16 protein-coding genes are annotated in these 17,333 nt (G+C 69.5%); 7 read left to right on the top strand and 9 right to left on the bottom strand.

Features of this window, described 5'->3' with window-relative positions; translation table 11 throughout:
- Window positions 1-101 precede the first annotated feature (101 nt).
- From ACPW96_RS12970 to ACPW96_RS12960, 3 genes are all read left to right on the top strand, one after another.
- Complete coding sequence (locus tag ACPW96_RS12970; RefSeq protein ID WP_425883570.1) at window positions 102-1,079, top strand: SDR family NAD(P)-dependent oxidoreductase; 978 nt, start codon at window positions 102-104, stop codon at window positions 1,077-1,079.
- The gene (locus tag ACPW96_RS12965; protein ID WP_425821293.1) at window positions 1,076-1,513 is read left to right on the top strand and encodes a pilus assembly protein CpaE; all 438 of its coding nucleotides are present in this window, start codon (window positions 1,076-1,078) and stop codon (window positions 1,511-1,513) included. The genes ACPW96_RS12970 and ACPW96_RS12965 overlap by 4 nt, the downstream gene beginning before the upstream one ends.
- Window positions 1,514-1,707: 194 nt before the next feature.
- Window positions 1,708-1,974, top strand: a complete 267-nt coding sequence (locus tag ACPW96_RS12960; protein WP_425821292.1) for a hypothetical protein — start codon at window positions 1,708-1,710, stop codon at window positions 1,972-1,974.
- A 27-nt stretch (window positions 1,975-2,001) separates the two neighbouring features.
- Here ACPW96_RS12960 and ACPW96_RS12955 read toward each other — a convergent pair whose 3' ends face one another.
- Together ACPW96_RS12955 and ACPW96_RS12950 are read right to left on the bottom strand one after the other, a co-directional pair.
- The gene (locus ACPW96_RS12955) at window positions 2,002-2,637 is read right to left on the bottom strand and encodes a metal-dependent transcriptional regulator (protein ID WP_425883569.1); all 636 of its coding nucleotides are present in this window, start codon (window positions 2,635-2,637) and stop codon (window positions 2,002-2,004) included.
- A gap of 62 nt (window positions 2,638-2,699) precedes the next feature.
- Window positions 2,700-4,196 (bottom strand): Nramp family divalent metal transporter, encoded by a 1,497-nt coding sequence (locus ACPW96_RS12950; protein ID WP_425883568.1) that lies wholly within the window; start codon window positions 4,194-4,196, stop codon window positions 2,700-2,702.
- A 162-nt stretch (window positions 4,197-4,358) separates the two neighbouring features.
- Between ACPW96_RS12950 and ACPW96_RS12945 the strand changes: the two genes are divergently transcribed.
- Both ACPW96_RS12945 and ACPW96_RS12940 read left to right on the top strand, forming a co-directional pair.
- Window positions 4,359-5,129, top strand: coding sequence for a TrmH family RNA methyltransferase (locus ACPW96_RS12945; protein WP_425883566.1), 771 nt, complete (start codon window positions 4,359-4,361; stop codon window positions 5,127-5,129).
- Window positions 5,130-5,285: 156 nt separating this feature from the next.
- Window positions 5,286-6,227, top strand: a complete 942-nt coding sequence (locus ACPW96_RS12940; protein WP_425883565.1) for a hypothetical protein — start codon at window positions 5,286-5,288, stop codon at window positions 6,225-6,227.
- 79 nt (window positions 6,228-6,306) lie between these two features.
- Here ACPW96_RS12940 and ACPW96_RS12935 read toward each other — a convergent pair whose 3' ends face one another.
- The gene (locus tag ACPW96_RS12935; protein WP_425883563.1) at window positions 6,307-7,644 is read right to left on the bottom strand and encodes an MATE family efflux transporter; all 1,338 of its coding nucleotides are present in this window, start codon (window positions 7,642-7,644) and stop codon (window positions 6,307-6,309) included.
- Between the two features lie 89 nt (window positions 7,645-7,733).
- Between ACPW96_RS12935 and ACPW96_RS12930 the strand changes: the two genes are divergently transcribed.
- Complete coding sequence (locus ACPW96_RS12930; RefSeq protein ID WP_425883562.1) at window positions 7,734-9,698, top strand: M13 family metallopeptidase; 1,965 nt, start codon at window positions 7,734-7,736, stop codon at window positions 9,696-9,698.
- Window positions 9,699-9,941: 243 nt separating this feature from the next.
- Window positions 9,942-10,757: a serine hydrolase gene (locus tag ACPW96_RS12925; protein WP_425883561.1), complete on the top strand. Its 816-nt coding sequence runs from the start codon at window positions 9,942-9,944 to the stop codon at window positions 10,755-10,757.
- A 140-nt stretch (window positions 10,758-10,897) separates the two neighbouring features.
- Here ACPW96_RS12925 and ACPW96_RS12920 read toward each other — a convergent pair whose 3' ends face one another.
- The 6 genes from ACPW96_RS12920 to ACPW96_RS12895 form a co-directional block, all read right to left on the bottom strand.
- A complete protein-coding gene (locus ACPW96_RS12920; RefSeq protein ID WP_425883559.1) occupies window positions 10,898-11,479 on the bottom strand; it encodes a PadR family transcriptional regulator in 582 nt (193 codons plus the stop codon).
- 86 nt (window positions 11,480-11,565) lie between these two features.
- The gene (gene ligM / locus ACPW96_RS12915; protein WP_425883557.1) at window positions 11,566-12,978 is read right to left on the bottom strand and encodes a vanillate/3-O-methylgallate O-demethylase; all 1,413 of its coding nucleotides are present in this window, start codon (window positions 12,976-12,978) and stop codon (window positions 11,566-11,568) included.
- Window positions 12,979-13,052: 74 nt separating this feature from the next.
- Window positions 13,053-13,937, bottom strand: coding sequence for a formyltetrahydrofolate deformylase (gene purU / locus ACPW96_RS12910; protein ID WP_425821283.1), 885 nt, complete (start codon window positions 13,935-13,937; stop codon window positions 13,053-13,055).
- A gap of 11 nt (window positions 13,938-13,948) precedes the next feature.
- Window positions 13,949-14,974, bottom strand: a complete 1,026-nt coding sequence (locus tag ACPW96_RS12905; RefSeq protein ID WP_425883556.1) for a methylenetetrahydrofolate reductase — start codon at window positions 14,972-14,974, stop codon at window positions 13,949-13,951.
- A gap of 176 nt (window positions 14,975-15,150) precedes the next feature.
- Entirely contained in the window at window positions 15,151-15,699 is a 549-nt protein-coding gene (locus ACPW96_RS12900; RefSeq protein WP_425883554.1) for a MarR family winged helix-turn-helix transcriptional regulator, read from the bottom strand.
- 124 nt (window positions 15,700-15,823) lie between these two features.
- Window positions 15,824-17,311 carry an aldehyde dehydrogenase family protein gene (locus tag ACPW96_RS12895; protein WP_425821281.1) on the bottom strand — a complete coding sequence of 496 codons (1,488 nt, stop codon included), beginning with the start codon at window positions 17,309-17,311 and terminating at the stop codon, window positions 15,824-15,826.
- Window positions 17,312-17,333 lie beyond the last annotated feature (22 nt).

Here is a 17,333-nt window from a genome sequence, read left to right as displayed (position 1 = left end):
GAACGGGCGCTGCGGGGGCGCCCCCGCCACCCAGGATGTCGACGGTCAAGCTAGCTAGGCCTCCTAGCGAGGAGACCGGAAAACGGGCGTAGGGTCTACGTGTGACCCGATCCGAAGCCGCTTCCGCGTGGGATCCGGAGCGCCTTCCGGACCTCTCCGGACGCGTCTATCTCGTCACCGGTGCGAACGCCGGCCTCGGCTACTTCTCGAGCGAACAGCTCGCCGGGGCGGGCGCACACGTCATCATGAGCGGCCGCAATCCCCACCGCCTCGCCGCCTCTCGCGCGGCGATCGGGCGCCGCGTGGACGGCGCCTCGGTCGAGACGCTTCTGCTCGACACCAGCAACCTCGGATCGGTGCGCGCCGCCGCCGCCTCGGCCGGCGCCCGCGGCCGGATCGACGGGGTGATGCTGAACGCCGGCATCGTGCATCCACCGCGCACGCGCACGGTGACGGCGGATGCCGGGCGCGAGCTCGTGCTGGCCACCAACGTGCTGGGTCACTTCGTGCTCGCCGCCGAGCTGCTCCTCTCGCTCACCCGCACCAGCGGGCGCATGGTCTGGCTCGGGAGCATGGCCACGCGTCTCGGCGCGTACGACCCCCTCGACCTCGAACTGCGCGACGGGTACACGGGCTGGCGCGCATACGCGCAGTCGAAGGTGGCCGCGCAGGTGCTCGGATTCGAGGCCGACCGGCGGCTCCGCGAGTCCGGCATCCCCGTTCAGAGCGTGGTCGCGCACCCGGGCTATTCGGTCAGCGGCCGCACTGCCGGCATCCACGGCGTCAACATGCCGTCGCGGCGGGCGCGGTTCCTCGACAACCTGCAGGCGCCGATCACCCAGAGCAAGGAGTACGGGGCGTGGTCACCGGTCCGCGCGCTGGTCGATCCGAGGATCGCAGGCGGCGAATACTGGGGTCCGTCGTCGCTCACTCGCGGGGCACCCCGTCGGCAGACGGCTTCGAAGACCTCGCTGGACCCTGAGGTCGGGACGCGCGTGTGGGCCGACTGCGAGAGGCTGACCGGCATGCACTGGCCCTTCGCGAAGGCCGCACGCACCCTGCGGAAGGGCGCCGCGTGATCTCCCGGGAGCTGGCCGCCGCCCTGCGCGCCGAGGGACTCGTGTGGCACCCGGCATCCGGCGACCGCTTCACGCTCGATCTGCCCACGCAGAACGAGATCGAGGATGACGTCTTCACGGTCAGCGAGATGACCATCGAGCCGTACAAGTATCCGACGGGCACGATCCTCGGGTTCAACGGCACCACCGAGTGGGCGCTCGACTCGGTGAGCATCGAGCAGACCATCTGGCTGCCGCGCGAGGATCAGCTCCGGGAGATGCTCCGGGGCTCGTTCCGCTCGCTCAGTCGCGTCGGCGACGCGTTCGTCGTCGAGATCGGGTGGAGCGACCGGATGCTGGATGCCGACGAGCCGTCGATCCAGACGTTCGAGCACCCCGAGCCGGCCGAGGCGTACGGCCTCGCGGTGCGGGAGCTGATCCGCCGATCGCGCTGAGGTCAGCACGCCGGAATACGGCATCCGGGCATGGCGTGTGGTGTCGCGTCTGCATCTGTGTCACGCTTCGAGAAACGCGACAACGCCTACGTCATCGCCCGCTCGCTGTCTCGCCGCACGAGCGACCGGGTGACCGCCGAGCAGTCCCTCCACCCCGCACCGGTGAGATGCGGGGGAGAGCGAGGAGGCTCATCGTGCTCACGGTCCTGGAAGATGCGCCGGTCGTCGTCGATCGATCGACAGACGAGCGTCCCTGCCACCTGGCGTGGTGCGGCTGCCGGGGGCGGGCGACGCACGCCGGCATGTGCCTCACGTGCGGCGACGTGTCCATGCTCTGCACCTCACACGCCGAACTCTTCGCGTCGTTCACATGCAAGCCCATCGGCCTGCAGACCCTGCGCTGCGAGGCGTGCGGCATGCGCGGGTTCGTTCCCAGCCGGTTCTCGATCGACCCGCTCTGACCGCGGAACCCGGTGTGCCGCCTCGGTTCAGGCCGTCAGCCAGATCGCGTCACCGGCTCCCGTCGGCAGGTCGACTGTGCTGCCGCCGAGCGTCACGCGGTCGCCGCCCTCCACCGTGACGACGCGGCCCACGACGAGCCCGATGCCCTCGAGCGCTCGCAGCAGGGCCGGGTCCCGATCGCTCACGCGCAGCACCCGACCCTCGTGCGACGCCGGCGCCGAGCCGAGCAGCAGGAACGCCTCCCGGTGCACGGAGCCATCGGCATCCGGAATGGCGTCGCCGTGCGGGTCGAACCTCGGATGTCCCAGCCGCTCGTCGATCTTGCCCAGCAGGCGGTCGCTGATGGCGTGCTCCAGCACCTCGGCCTCGTCGTGCACTTCATCCCACGCGTAGCCGAATTCGCTGACCAGCCACGTCTCGATCAGGCGGTGCCGACGGACCATGCCCAGGGCGCGCGCCTCACCGGTGGCCGTCAGGCGCACGGCGCCATAGGGGACGTGCGACACCAGGCCTCCCGCCGCGAGCTTCTTCACCATCTCGGTCACCGACGACGGCGCCACCCCCAGCTTCGCCGCGAGGGCCGACGGGGTGATCGCCTCGTCCTGCCACTCGGTGTGCGAGTAGATGGTCTTGAGGTAGTCGTCGGCTGCCGGTGATGCCACGGGTCCAGGGTAGGACACGGGTCTGGTCGCGCCCCGGCTCGGGTCTCGGATCGCCGCGTCGATCAGGCGCCCGTGATGACCAGCCAGAGGAGCAGGCCGTTGAGGGCGATGAGGAAGACGGATGCCAGGATTCCGGCGACCGTCGTGCCGAGACGGTTGCGGAACCGGCCGAGCGTCCGCTCCTGCGCCGTGAGCGCGACCAGGGGGATGAGCGCGAACGGGATGCCGAAGGACAGCACGACCTGGCTCAGCACGAGGGCGAGTGTCGGGTCGAAGCCGAGGCCGAGGATGATCAGCGCCGGGATCAGCGTCACGAGGCGGCGGGCGAGCAGCGGCACCCGCACATGCAGCAGCCCCTTCATGATCTCGGCTCCCGCGTAGGCGCCCACGGACGTCGAGGCGAGACCCGAGGCGAGCAGTCCGACGGCGAACATCGTCGCGATCGCCGGGCCCAGGGTCTGTGCGAGGGCGGTGTATGCCCCCTCAAGGCTGTCGGTTCCCGGCACACCGGCCAGGTTCGCCGCCGCGAGCAGCAGGATGCAGAGGTTCACCGTGCCCGCGATGATCATGGCGATCGAGACATCCCAGCGCGTGGCGCGGAGCAGGCGGGAGGTCGTGACACCCCGTGCACCCTCTAGATCCTTCGCCGTGACGCTGGTGCGCGAGGCCGGTTCTGTCAGGGGCTGCTCGCTGGTCGCTTGTTGTGGGTTCCCGGGCCTGGATGCCGCACGAAGCGACCAGCGAAGAGGAGTAGCGGGCACCGCGCGGGCGCCCGCCGGCGCGAAGCGGTCGCGCGCGAGGGCGCTGTGCGCGTAGATGGCGTGCGGCATGATCGTGGCGCCGAGGATGGATGCCGCGAGCAGCACCGAACCGGCGTCCTCGAACCGGGGCACGAGTCCCCCGACGACACCGGCGGGATCGGGCGGCCCGACGAAGACTCCGACCGTGAATCCGATGGCGATGATGGCCATGAGCCCGATCACCACGAACTCGAACGTGCGCGGACCCCGGCGGGACTGCAGCACGAGGAGCCCCATCGATACGGCACCGGTGATGAGGCCGCCCCAGAGCAGCGGCACCTGGAACAGCAGGTTGAGCGCGACCGCGCCGCCGATCACCTCGGCGATGTCGGTCGCCATGGCGACGAGCTCCGCCTGAATCCAGTACGCGCGGCGGGCCCAGCGGTTCCGGATGCGGCGGCCGAGCACCTCCGGCAGGCTCTCGCCCGTGACGACCCCGAGCTTCGCCGAGAGGTACTGGATGAGCCAGGCCATGACGTTGCCGAGCACCACAATCCAGACGAGCAGATACCCGTAGATCGCGCCGGCGGTCATGTTGCTCGCGACGTTGCCCGGGTCCAGATACGCGACCCCGGCGACGAGGGCCGGCCCGATCAGCCACGCGAGACGCGGCACACTGACCGGGGGGGCCGGACCCGGGGGCACCTTCGGCGGCGGAGCGGCCGGGCCTGCGGACACCGCCCCCGGCGCTGCTGACCCTCCGGCGGTCGCCGGCGCGGGGAGGTCTCCCGTGCTCTTCGGCCGCTTCGCCTGATACATGCCGACACTCTACCCACTTTTAGGCACACCGAAAAGAGGCGGCCGCGTGCCGGAGTCAGGGCGCACGGGGGCTGGGAGTGGCACAGCAACCGGTGCCCGGGGTCGGAGGGAACCAGCCAGCCTGAATGCGGTACGGCGTGCGACCCTCGGTAGCCTGATCCGGTGACAGCCGCCGACGCCCCGCTTCCGCCCGAGGAGTCACACCCGCCGGAGCCACCGCCCCTCACGGCCGAGCGCTCGCCGGCCGGGGCGCCGGAGCCACCGCGCCCAACGGCCGAGCGCTCGCCGGCCGGGGCGCCGGAGCCACCGCCCCCCACCCCCGAGCACACGACGCACGGCGTCGGCCCGTGGCCCGGCGGCCCCGAGGGGTGGCCGGCCGATCCGGAGTTCGATCCGGAGCTGCTCGCGCACGGCGACACCCGCAACGTCATCGATCGCTACCGGTACTGGCGCATGGATGCCATCGTGGCGGACCTCGATGTGCGCCGCCATCCGTTCCACGTGGCCATCGAGAATTGGCAGCACGACATGAACATCGGCTCGATCGTGCGCAGCGCCAACGCGTTCCTCGCCGACACGGTGCACATCATCGGCCGTCGCCGGTGGAACAAACGAGGCGCGATGGTCACCGACCGCTACCAGCACGTCGTGCACCACGAGGATGTCGCCGCCTTCGCCGCGTGGGCCGCATCCGAGACGCTGCCCGTGATCGCCGTGGACAACGTCGACGGCTCGGTGCCCGTGGACCGCGCGGACCTGCCCGAGCGCTGTGTGCTGCTCTTCGGTCAGGAGGGGCCGGGCCTCAGCAGCGAGGCGCTCGCCGCGGCATCCGGCATCGTCGAGATCACTCAGTACGGCTCGACCCGCTCGATCAACGCGAGCGCCGCGGCGGCCGTCGTGATGTACGAATGGTGCCGCCGGCACGCCGGCTGAGCAGCCCACGCCGCCGTCGGGCTCACACGTTCCGTACAGGAATCGCTGGGCAGTCGTCCAGAAGAGCCACGCAGAATCGGGAACTTGCGTCTGCCCGAGACGCAGCACGTCGGCACGCTCCGGCGCCGCCCCACCCGAAGGACAGTTCCTCTTCGCATGCTCTCCCGCGCCACGCTCCGCCATGCCCGCACCCGCATACTCCATGTCGACCGCGCCCGCCGCTTCGCACCTCTCGCCCTCGGGCTCGCGGTCGCCATCGGCGCCGTCACGCTGACCGGCGCGGCCACCGCCGCCCTTCCCGCCGGCGCGACGGAGATCGGCTCCTCCGCAACCGCGCTGCAGGCGGGCGTCCCGACCGGTCTGGGCGATGCCGAGACTCTGCGCAACATCACGGAGGGTGCGGAGGACGCGCGTCGAAGCGCCGACGCGACCGAGCGGCGTGTGACGTCGCTGGAGGCCGACGTCGAGGCGGCGGGCCTGGACCTCGGCGCCGGAAGCACCGTCATCGACACCACCGAACTGAGGGCGCGCATCGACCAGCTCGACGCGTCCGAGGTGCTCCCGGTGCTGATGCTGCCGGCGCTGACCGAGAAGACGGTGGACGAGACGGCACGCGTGTCGGCGCTCGCCACCTCCCTGCGCGAGCGCCTCGTCGCCGCGCAGGCCCAGAAGGCGGCGGAGGAAGCGGCCGCGGCGGCCGCAGCCGCGGCCCAGCGCGCCGCCGAAGAGGCCGCGGCGCAGGCGCAGCGGGAGGCCGAGGCGGCAGCCGCCGCCCTCGCCAACGCCAATACCGTCGATGGTGCGAAGGCGACGGCCGAGCAGATGGCGTCCGCCGAGTACGGCTGGGGATCCGACCAGTTCTCGTGCCTCGTCTCCCTGTGGAGCAAGGAGTCCGGCTGGAATTACGAGGCCTACAACTCCGGCAGCGGTGCCACGGGCATTCCGCAGGCGCTTCCCGGCAGCAAGATGGCCAGCGCCGGCTCGGACTGGCAGACGAACGCCTCGACGCAGATCAGCTGGGGCCTGCAGTACATCTCGTCGGTCTACGGCACGCCGTGCAGCGCCTGGGGCCACTCGCAGGCGACCAACTGGTACTGATGACCGGATGCCGGGACAGTGCCGCCCGGCTGGTGCTGACGACCGGATGCCGGCAGGGCGCCGCCCGGAGCGCCCGACGTCACGTGACTCCGACGACCATCCACTGGGTGCCGCGTGCGCGCCACCCCAGCGTCGCCAGCCGGGCCAGCAGGTAGCCGCCGAAGAAGGCCACCGAGAGCCAGGTGAGCCCGGCGCTGCCCGTGACGCCGCTCGCGACCACCCACCACAGCAGGGGCAGGTAGCAGGCGAGGTTGATCACCCCGGTCACCGCCAGGTACTTCGCGTCACCGGCGCCGATCAGCACCCCGTCGAGAACGAACACGAGTCCCGCGACCGGCTGGGCCACGGCGAGCACCAGCAGCGCCGGCTGGATCGCTGCGGCCAGCTCGGGGTCGCCGGTGAACACCAGACCGAGAACGCCCGAAAGCGCGGCGATCGCCCCGCCGACGATCACCCCGAACGCCAGACCCCAGCGCCCCACCCGGCCCAATACGCGACGCACCTGCGGGATGTCGCCCGCGCCGAGGCCCTTGCCGATCAGCGCCTGGGCGGCGATCGCCAGGGCATCGAGGGCGAAGGCGGCGGCGGAGAAGATCGTGAACACCACCTGGTATCCGGCCAGCTCCTGGGTGCCGAGCGCCGTGGCGGCCACCACCGAGAGCAGGAACGCGATGCGCAGCGAGAGGGTGCGCAGGAACAGCCAGCCACCGGCACGTGCCGATCCGCGCATGCCGTCACGATGGGGGCGGATGGATGCCGCGTGGCGGCGCGCGAGGCGTGCGACGACAGCGACGTAGGCGGCGACCATCGCCCACTGGGCGACGACCGTGCCGATCGCCGAGCCCGCGATGCCCCACCCGAACCCGTAGATGAATAGCCAGTTGAGCAGCGCGTTCGCGGCGAAGCCGAGCCCGGCGATCCACAGCGGGGTGACGGTGTCCTGCATCCCGCGCAGCAGCCCCGTGGCGGCGAACACGATCAGCATCGCGGGCAGCCCGCCCATCGAGATGCCGAGGTAGGTGTCGGCGGCTTCCGTCACCTCGGGCGATGCCCCGAAGAGCCCGACCAGGAACGGCGTCGAGGCGTATCCGGCGAGCGCGAGGACGGCGCCGATGCCGAGGGCCAGCCACATCCCGTCGATGCCGACCGACACCCCGCGCGACGGATCGCCGGCGCCGAGCCGGCGGGCGACCGCCGGTGTGGTGGAGTAGGCGAGGAACACCATCAGCCCGACGATCGTCTGAAGCACGGCTGATGCGATGCCCAGGCCGGCGAGGGGCACGACGCCCAGATGGCCGACGAGCGCGGCATCCACGATCAGAAAGAGCGGTTCGGCGACGAGCGCACCGAGCGCGGGCACGGCGAGGCGCAGGATGTCGCGATTCAATCCGCCGCGCACTTTCCGTTCGGCCGTCACAGCTTCGAGCCTATTGACCCCGTGCGACTCGGCCGCCCGCTCTCCCCAGGCCGTCGGGGGAGGCCGCCCAGGCACATATCCTGTATGTCATGACCGAGAACCCCCGATCCGGTCTCGCACTCGACGAGCTGAGCGCTGAGATCCGTCCCCAGGACGACCTGTTCCGCCATGTCAACGGCAACTGGATCGACCGCACCGAGATCCCGGAGGACAAGGCCCGCTGGGGGTCGTTCCACCTGATCGCGGAGCAGGCCGAAAAGGACGTGCGCACGATCGTCGAGGAGTCGCGGGACTTCGAGCCGGGCACCGAGGCGCGCAAGATCGGCGACCTCTACACGAGCTTCATGGACACGGAGCGCATCACGGCGCTCGGTGCCGCCCCGCTCGCCGGGCAGCTCGCGGTCGTCGACGCGATCGACGACATCCCGTCGTTCCTCCGCACGGTCGGCGCCCTCGAGCGCGACGGTGTCGGGGGTATCATCGACCTGTATGTGGAGCCGGACCCGGGCAACCCGCAGCGGTATGTGCCGTTCTTCCTGCAGAGCGGCATCTCCCTGCCGGATGAGAGCTACTACCGTCTCGAGAACTTCACCGACACCCGGGCGGCCTACCTGGCGCACATCGCGCGGATCCTCGACCTCGCGGGGATCCCGGACGCCACGGCCGCGGCGGATCGGGTCTTCGCCCTCGAGACCGAGCTCGCCACCCACCACTGGGACAACGTGCGCAGCCGCGACGCCATGGCCACCTACAACCTCAAGACGTGGGAAGAGGTGCAGGCGCTCATCGGCGTCGACCTGACGCCCTGGCTCGACGCGATCGCGCCCGAGCACCAGGGCGCCTTCGCCGAGGTCGTCGTCTACCAGCCGAGCTTCCTCGAGGGCCTCGGCGCGCTGCTCACCGAGGAGCGCCTCGAGGATTGGAAAGCCTGGCTGCGCTTCAAGATCGTGCACGCCGGTGCGGCGTTCCTCTCCGACGAGTTCGTCGACGAGAACTTCTCGTTCTACGGCACGCAGCTCACCGGGGTACCCGTCAATCGCGAGCGTTGGAAGCGCGGCGTCAGCCTCGCGGAGGCGGCCCTCGGTGAGGCGATCGGCAAGGTCTACGTGGAGCGTCACTTCCCGCCGGCCGCGAAGCAGCAGATGGACGTGCTGGTCGCCAACCTCATCGAGGCCTACCGTGACAGCATCTCGAAGCTCGAGTGGATGACGCCCGAGACGCGCGAGCGCGCCCTCGCCAAGCTCGATGCCTTCACCCCGAAGATCGGCTACCCGGTCACCTGGCGCGATTACTCGGCGGTCGAGATCGACGCCGCCGACCTGGTCGGCAATGTGCGGCGCGCCCATGTGGCCGAGCACGACCGGCAGCTCGGAAAGGTCGGCCAGCCGATCGACCGCGACGAGTGGCACATGACACCGCAGACGGTCAACGCGTACTACAACCCGCTGATGAACGAGATCGTGTTCCCGGCGGCGATCCTGCAGTACCCGTTCTTCGACCCGGAGCGCGACGCCGCCGCCAACTACGGGGGCATCGGCGCGGTCATCGGCCACGAGATCGGCCACGGGTTCGACGACCAGGGCAGCCGGTTCGACGGCGACGGCAAACTGCAGGACTGGTGGACGGATGCCGACCGCGCGGCGTTCGAGGAGCGCACCAGCAGCCTGATCGCCCAGTACAGCGAGCTGAAGCCTGCCGGCCTCGACGGCGATCACGTGGTCAACGGCGCGCTCACGATCGGCGAGAACATCGGCGACCTCGGCGGCCTCGGCATCGCACTCAAGGCCTACGAGCTGTCGCTCGGCGGCGCGGAGGCGCCGGTGATCGACGGCTACACGGGTGTGCAGCGCCTGCTCCTCTCGTGGGCGCAGATCTGGCAGCAGAAGGGCCGGAACGCCGAGACCATCCGTCTTCTCACCATCGACCCGCACTCGCCCAACGAGTTCCGGTGCAACCAGATCGTGCGCAACATCGACGCGTTCTATGATGCGTTCGGTGTCACAGAGGCGGACGCCCTCTGGCTCGAGGAGGACCAGCGCGTCACCATCTGGTGACCGCTCGGCGCCCGGCGATGCGGCCGGGCCGCCGCATCCGCTTCTGCACATCCTGACAACAGAACACCGCCCCGCACGCACGTTCCTCGCGCAACCCTGCGCATGCACGTCTCCCCCTCATCGGAAGGACACATTCTCGTGGGCACGCCCCCAGAGCCCCAACGGGCCGCAGAGTCGCTACGGGGGTCGCGACGAAGCAACAGAAGACTGCCGAGGAGGGCGGCAGTCGGACGTCGTTCATTCGTGTCGACGCTCAAGGCGCTCGATGAACTCGCCGAGTCCGGCGCACGTGTCTCCGTGCACGTCGCCGACCTCGACCGTGCAACCGTCGTGCTCTCGGGCGATGACTACCTGACGCATCCCATCGCGGGGCTCGGGATCGTGCCGCTGCTCATCGAGGTCGCCGCCGGATTCGAGGCGGGAACGCTCGAACCGCTCGAGATCATCGACCGCTCATCGGTCGAACGCGTCGCCGTCGGCGGAATATGGCAGCACCTCAAGGCGCCGGCGCTGCCGCTGGTCGATCTCGCCGTGCTGACCGCCGCGTCGGGTGACGCCCTCGCCGCGAACGCGCTGCTGCAGCGCGTGGGGCTGGATGCCGTGCGGGCGCGGATCGAGACGCTCGGGCTGCAGCGCTCCGCGCTCCTCGATCGCCTGCGCGACGAGCGGGGGCCGGATGACGCCCCGCACTTCGCGCTCGGTTCGGCGGGGGAGCTCGCGGGCATCTTCGCTGCGCTGGTCAACTCCAAGGTCGTCAGCCCCGGCGTCAGCGCCCAGGTGGCGGAGTGGCTCAGCCTGAACCACGACCTCAGCCTGGTCGCCTCCGCGACGGGACTCGATCCGTTCGCGCACGAGAACGACGAGCACGGGCTGCTGTTCATCAACAAGACGGGGCGGGACGCCGGCATCCGCGTCGAAGCCGGCGTGCTCGCCGGTCCGCGCGCCGGCATCTCGTACGCACTGATCGTGTGCTTCGACGACCTGTCCATCGCGCATCGGCTGCGGGCGCAGGAGGCCTTCCGCATCCTCGGCGTCGACCTCATGGAGTACGTGTTCTGAGTCGGCGCGGCCGCGGAAGCGGGCCAGCCCCCACGCGAGTGCACGGCCTAGCGCCGAGCGCACGGGATGCCGGCGTCGCGACGCCGTGCTGTCGACGGGATGCCGTGCGCTCGGCGCCACGAGTCCCATCGGGCTCGGGGTCAGTGGTCGAGGGTGTCGACCAGGGCGAGTCCTGAGCGGCCCCACTCGATCTCGACGCGGGCGCGTTCGACGAGGCCCTCGTAGGCGAAGCGCTTGTAGGCGACCGTCCGGTCGCGCTCCTCCGGCGGCGTGACCGCGAGGCGCCGGACGAGCATCGGGTTGTCGCGGGCGGCGATGCGTCGCAGCTCGCCCTCCCACTGGTCGAGCAGCTCCTCATAATGCGCGATATGCGCGCGGAGGAACGACCGGGCGGCCTCGGGAGTGGCGGACTCGAGATACGCGGCCTTCAGATGCGCGGGGTCCCGCACCCGCTGGTAGTCCAGCGGGGAGTCCATCCAGGCGAGGAACGCCTGCTCGCCGGCGTCCGTCACGTGGTACATGCGCCGTGTGCCTCGTTCGCCGCGGGTCTGCTCCTCCGGCTCGATCAGTCCCTCGTCGGCCATCTTGCGCAGCTCGGGGTAGATCTGGGAGTCGGGGGCATGCCAGACGTGTCCGACCGACTCGGCGAACTGCTTCTGCAGGTCGTAGCCCGAGAGGGGCCCGACGCGCAACAGGGCCAGCAGCGCGTACCGCAGGCTCATCCGGTCTCCTTCACTGGTGTGGCCCCGAGGCTACCAATGCGACGAGGGGGCCCGAGCGTGCCCGGACCCCCTCATGCCTTGCAGGCTCAGTCGTTCTTGTAACCGGTGCGCCAGCCGCCGTGGTAGGTCGCGCGGGCGACGGTCGAGTACGGCACCGGGCTGACCACGGCGCGGACTTCGATCTGCTCGTGCGGCTCGACGCTCGCCTTCTTGGTGCCGCCGTCCGGCTCGCCCCAGACGACCTTCAGCTCGGTGCCCTCGGGCACGTCGGGATCGACCGTCGCGAGCGAGAGGCCGCGGCGCTCGTTCGCGCTGTAGCCGGTGAACATCGAGAAGCCGACCACGGTGCCGTCCTCATCCACGACGGAGTCGTAGTTCGCCGACCCGTAGTTCGCCAGCGGCAGGTCGAAGAACTTGTAGTTGGGGCCGTCGACGTTCAGCAGCGACGTCCAGACCTTGCCGAGGTCCTCGGCATCCCAGGCGAGCGTGACCTTCTTGCGCTGCGAGGCCGGGTCGACCTTCTCGAGCGCGTCGCGGCCGATGAAGTCGTGGTCGAACTTGACGAAGTTGCCGTATCCCAGTTCCCAGGGCGTCAGGTAGTAGTCCTCGATGTTGCCGGAGACGAAGGATCCCGCCAGCGTGCCCGTGGCCTCGTAGCCGTCCGCGGGCAGCCATTCGCGGTAGCCGCGCTCCTCGGCCCCTGTATAGATCGCTGGCAGCGGGGAGGGGATCCAGCCCGACTCGAGCGTGTTGGACGGGTAGGCGCGTGAGCCGACGGGAACGAGGCCGAACTCCGCACCGGCCTCGACGATGGCCGTCCAGATGCGGTCGTGATCGGCGTACGGCCCCCAGATCTCGAGACCCGGTGCCCCGGCCATGCCGTGGCGGAGGGTGCGCACCGTGGTGCCGTCGATCGTCATGGTCGACATGTTGAAGAACTTCAGCTGCTCGAGCGTGCCGCCATTGAGCTTCTCGATGACCTGCCAGGCGTTCGGGCCCTGGATCTGGAAGCGGTAGTACTTGCGCCTCACCTCGTGCCCGTATGGACGCGACGGCGAGCGGCGGTCGATCTCGATGTCGAGGTTCGCGTAGCCGCCCGTCTCGCCGTGGTACAGCAGCCAGTTCGAGGCGGGCGCGCGCCCCACGTACACGTACTCGTCCTCGGCCTCGCGGAACAGGATGCCGTCGCCGATGACGTGGCCGGCCGCCGTGGTCGGCACGTACTGCTTGGCCTTGTCGACCGGGAAGACCGCGGTGGAGTTGATCGCCGTGTCGGAGATCAGCTTGATGGCGTCGGAGCCCTTCAGAAACAGGTTGTCCATGTGGTGGGACTGGTCGTAGAGCACGGCGGTGTCGCGCCAGGCCTTCTGCTCCTTGATCCAGTTCTGGAAGTCGGCGGGCACGACCGGGTAGATGTACGAGCCGATCTGGGAGTTGCGCAGCAGTTCGACGGGGCTCGCGGCTGCGTCGATCACTTCCTGCAGATTCTTGGGTGCCATTGCGGTGAACCTCTCTGTTCGTAGATTGGATGCTGTTCGGGTTGGGGAGCCTCAGGTGGAGGCGTCCGTTGGAGTCAGGGTCGGTCCGTGAAGACGATGGTCTGGTTGCCGTGCCGGATGACGCGGTCCTGCGCGTGCCACTGCACCGCACGGGACAGCACCGCGCGCTCGACATAGGCGCCTCGGGACTGCAGGGCCGCGGCATCCATCGCGTGATTCACGCGGGCGACGTCCTGCTCGATGATCGGACCCTCGTCGAGGTCTTCGGTGACGTAGTGCGAGGTCGCGCCGATGAGCTTCACGCCGCGCTCCTTGGCCTTCTTGTAGGGGGCCGCCCCGATGAACGCCGGCAGGAACGAGTGGTGGATATTGATGACCGGCACGCCGATTTCGCGCAGGAAGCCCGACGACAGGATCTGCATGTAGCGGGCGAGCACGACGAAGTCGACGTTGCCGGCGAGCAGCTTGACGATCTGCGCCTCGGCGGCGGACTTGTCGGGACCCTGCGACGGAACGTGGAAGAACGGCACCCCGAATGAGCGCACGTCTTCGGCCGTGTTGGTGTGGTTGGAGATCACCATCGGGATGGTGACGGGCAGCTCGCCTCGGCGGTGCCGCCACAGCAGCTCGAGCAGGCAGTGATCGGATGTCGACGCCAGAATCGCCATGCGCTTCGGGATCGACTGGTCGGTGAGGGTCCACTCCATGCCGAGCTCGCCGAGCGTGGTCGCCAGGTCGGCCTCGATCTCGGGCATGGCCGCCTGCAGATCGGTGCGGTGGAACACCACTCGCTGGAAGAACTCGCCGCCGAACGCGTCGTCGGAGTACTGGTCGAGCGAGATGATGTTTCCGGCGTTCCGGGTGATCAGGGCGGACACCGCGGCGACGATCCCGGCGCGGTCGGGGCCGTGCACGATCAGGCAGGCGTGATCCCGCAGCGCCTCGTTGTGCAGAGTCATGCGAGCGACCCTCAGGAGTCGGCGGCCGCGAAGTCGCGCGCCCACTCCGACGTGGCCAGCAGCCCGCCGAAGGTGTAGAAGTGCAGCTTGACGCTGCCGGTCGCGTTAGTCGCTGCCCCTGACATCCCGGTCCCTGAGCCTGTCGCCCCGGTCCCTGAGCCTGTCACCCCGGTCCCTGAGCCTGTCACCCCGGTCTCTGAGCCTGTCACCCCGGTCTCTGAGCCTGTCGCCCCGGTCCCTGAGCCTGTCGAAGGGTCGTCAGCGAGCAGCCCCGCGAGGTCCTCGACGAACTTGTCGGGGCCGGCGGTGCCCATCAGGTTCGTCAGCGAGAAGCCGTACTTCTTCACGATCATCGCGTTGGCGCCGATGCCGAAGCGCCGGGCGAATCCGAGCAGCCGCTTGATGCCGGCGGGACCGGGCGTGCCGATGCGGATCGGCGTGTCGATCCCGCGTGCGCGGACCTCCTTGATCCACGCCAGCACCGGATCGGTGTCGAAGGCGAACTGCGTGAGGATCGTGGCATCCAGCCCCTGCTCCTTCAGCGACGCCGACTTGTCCTCCAGCGCCTTCCAAAGCTTCCCCTCCGAGATGTCCGGGTGTCCCTCGGGATAGCCCGCAATGCTCACCTCACGCACGCCGTAGGACGGAAGGATGCCGGAGCGGATGACGTCGAACGAGTCCTCGTAGGGACCCTCCGGCGTTGTCGGGTCGCCGCCGACGACGAAGACGCTGTTGGTCGCGCCGACCTCCTGCAGGCGGCCGAGGAACTCCTCGAGCTGGGTCTGACTGCTGAGCCGGCGGGCCGAGATGTGCGGGACGGGCACGAAGCCGAACTCCCGCACGGCCTTCGCCGCGGCGACGCGCATCTCGAGGTCCTCGTTGCCGAGGAAGGTGACGTTGATCTTGGTGCCGACGGGGATGGTTCCCTTGGCCTCGAGCAGTCCGGGCACATCCTTGCCGGTCATCTCGAGGGAGTAGTCGGTGAGCAGTTCGAGCGCCGCCTGGCGATTCGCCGGGACGCGGGTGGATCGGGACACGGATCGGGTTCCTTCCGCTTTCATGAGGAGGCATCATTGCGCTTCCGACCACCAGAATACCTATGGCCATAGGCAATGTCCATAGGGACATCGAGAATGCGCTCGCACGCCGCACCGACGCGTGGCACGCCTGACAATGGCCAGGTCGAGCCACCGCGGACCGATTCGCCGATGCGTCAGGCTCCGGGGGAGTCCTCGTCGGAGTCGGTGTCGGCGGCGCGGGAGAGGTCGGGGGTCTTCGCCAGCAGTCGCAGCAGAAGCGCGTTGAGAAGAGCGACCTCGTCGGCGCTGAGGTCGGACAGCACGATCTCCTGACCTCGGAGCGAGATCGGCTTCATCTGGGCATGCATCTCGGCTCCGCTGCGCGTCAGGTACAGAGGCCGCGAGCCGCGAGGCCCGTCGGCGGGCACAATGAGGCTTCGGGCGATGAGCGTGTTGACGCTCTTCGAGACGACCGCCTTGTTCATGGCGACGAATTCGGAGATCTCGGTGGACGTCGCGCCCGGGCGGATCGACAGGGCTGAGATGACACGCCAGTCGTTCGTGCCGAGGTTGAAGGCGCGACGGAGCAGGCGCGACTCGCGCCACACCAGCGCGTTCGACAGCAGCGCGAGAAGCCGCGGAGTGAAGTTCTCGCTGTCTATGACATCGAGAAGGGGCTCGGTGATGATCTCCGCCGAATCCTCGTAGAACGCGCTCGATCCTGTGGTCAGGTCGGCCGTCATGCGCACTCCGTTCCAGCGGTGGATCACGTCAGCATCCGTGGGGCGATTCTAGCCATCACGCTGCCGTGGGCCGTGGCCGACGGGCGTACGCCTCTGCAGGGCGCTCGCCGGCCACGGCCGACCATCAGTGGGCCTGGGCGGCGAGAGCAGCCGCGTCGATCGTGGCGATGGACCGCGTGTCCTGGAATGCGCGGATGCCCTCGATGCCCTGCTCGCGTCCGAACCCGGACTGCTTCATGCCTCCGAAAGGCGCTCGCAGGTCGAGGCGGGTGGCGCCGTGGTCGTTGACCCACACGTATCCGCAGACGAGTTGCGCACCGACGCGTTGCGCGGATTCCGGCGAACCGGTCCATACGGATCCGCAGAGTCCGCCCCACGTGTCGTTGGCGAGGCGGACGGCGTCCTCCTCCGTGTCGAACGGGATGATCGGGATGACGGGCCCGAATTGCTCCTGCGTGACCACGCGCAGGCTCGGGTCGGGGTCGATGACCAGGGCGGGGCGGACGAAGTTGCCGCCGGTGAGGTCGCCGCCGGGAAGGTCCCCGAATTCGCGGACGTCGGCGCCGGCGTCTTTGGCTTCCTGGATGATCTCGTCCACAAACGCTTTCTGCGCGCCCTGGTGGAGTGGTCCCATCGTGGTGTCTTCGGCGAGCCCGTGCCCGAGCTTGGCGCGCTGCAGGCGTGTGGTGAGCCCGGAGACGAGCTCGTCGAGCCGGGAGCGGTGCACGAACACGCGTTTCGCGTTCATGCAGATCTGCCCGGTGGTGTCGTAGACGGCCGCGTAAAGTCGGTCCAGGTGCGCGTCGTCCAGGATCGCGTCGTCGAGGAACACGGCCGCGTCATTGCCGCCGAGTTCGAGGGTGACCCGGGTCAGCGTCTTCGACGCCATTTCCATGATCCGCTTGCCGCCGTTGACCGACCCGGTGAAGCAGACCTTCGCGACATCCGGATTCTGGATCAGCCCCGCCATGTTCTCATCCCGCCCGGTGACCACGTTCAACACCCCCGGCGGCAGCTTCTCCGCGACCCGCTGCACCACCCGCGTGGTCGCCAATGGCGCCGAGGGCGGTGGCTTCACGATCACTGTGTTCCCCGCGAGCAGCGCATGCGGCAACGACGCCCCGAGGATCGCGATCGGCCAGTTGAACGGCACGATCACCGTGACCACCCCCAACGGCTGATACGAGACGACGGTCTCCACCGGGATCCCTGGCGCCACCGGCAGCACCTTCCCGGCATCGACCTCGTCCGCATGCATCAGCGCCAGATTCCAGCGGATCTCGAACACCAGCGCGTCGACCCAGCCTTCGAACCGGATCTTCCCGTTCTCCTGCGACAGGATCGCCGCATCCACATCACGATCATCCGCGATGCCCGCGATCGCCTCCGCCATCTTCGCGGCGCGCTCCCGGCCGGTCAACGCCGACCACGCGGGAAACGCCGCCTTCGCGGCCGCCACCGCATCACGAACGTCCTCCGCGGATGCCGACGCCGCGTGCCCGACCACGGCCCCCGGCTTCGCAGGGTCGGTGATCGACAGTGTTTCGGCGGTCTCCCGGGGCTCGCCCCCGATGAACAGGCCCGTGCGGACCGTTTCCAAGGTTCCAGACATGTCGTACGAACACCTCTCTGTG

The sequence above is a fragment of the Micromonospora sp. DT81.3 genome (genome assembly GCF_049847225.1).
Classification (GTDB): domain Bacteria; phylum Actinomycetota; class Actinomycetes; order Actinomycetales; family Microbacteriaceae; genus Microbacterium.
Note: the sequence above shows the minus strand (reverse complement) of the source record. Positions and strands in the feature narration are given on the sequence as shown.

Excerpts from the sequence above, each read along its gene's own strand:
- ACPW96_RS12895 (WP_425821281.1), bottom strand. The coding sequence starts at position 17,311 with ATGTCTGGAACCTTGGAAACGGTCCGCACGGGCCTGTTCATCGGGGGC.
- ACPW96_RS12950 (WP_425883568.1), bottom strand. The coding sequence starts at position 4,196 with ATGTATCAGGCGAAGCGGCCGAAGAGCACGGGAGACCTCCCCGCGCCG.
- ligM (WP_425883557.1), bottom strand. The coding sequence starts at position 12,978 with ATGGCACCCAAGAATCTGCAGGAAGTGATCGACGCAGCCGCGAGCCCC.
- ACPW96_RS12930 (WP_425883562.1), top strand. The coding sequence starts at position 7,734 with ATGACCGAGAACCCCCGATCCGGTCTCGCACTCGACGAGCTGAGCGCT.
- ACPW96_RS12900 (WP_425883554.1), bottom strand. The coding sequence starts at position 15,699 with ATGACGGCCGACCTGACCACAGGATCGAGCGCGTTCTACGAGGATTCG.
- purU (WP_425821283.1), bottom strand. The coding sequence starts at position 13,937 with ATGACTCTGCACAACGAGGCGCTGCGGGATCACGCCTGCCTGATCGTG.
- ACPW96_RS12940 (WP_425883565.1), top strand. The coding sequence starts at position 5,286 with ATGCTCTCCCGCGCCACGCTCCGCCATGCCCGCACCCGCATACTCCAT.
- ACPW96_RS12920 (WP_425883559.1), bottom strand. The coding sequence starts at position 11,479 with ATGAGCCTGCGGTACGCGCTGCTGGCCCTGTTGCGCGTCGGGCCCCTC.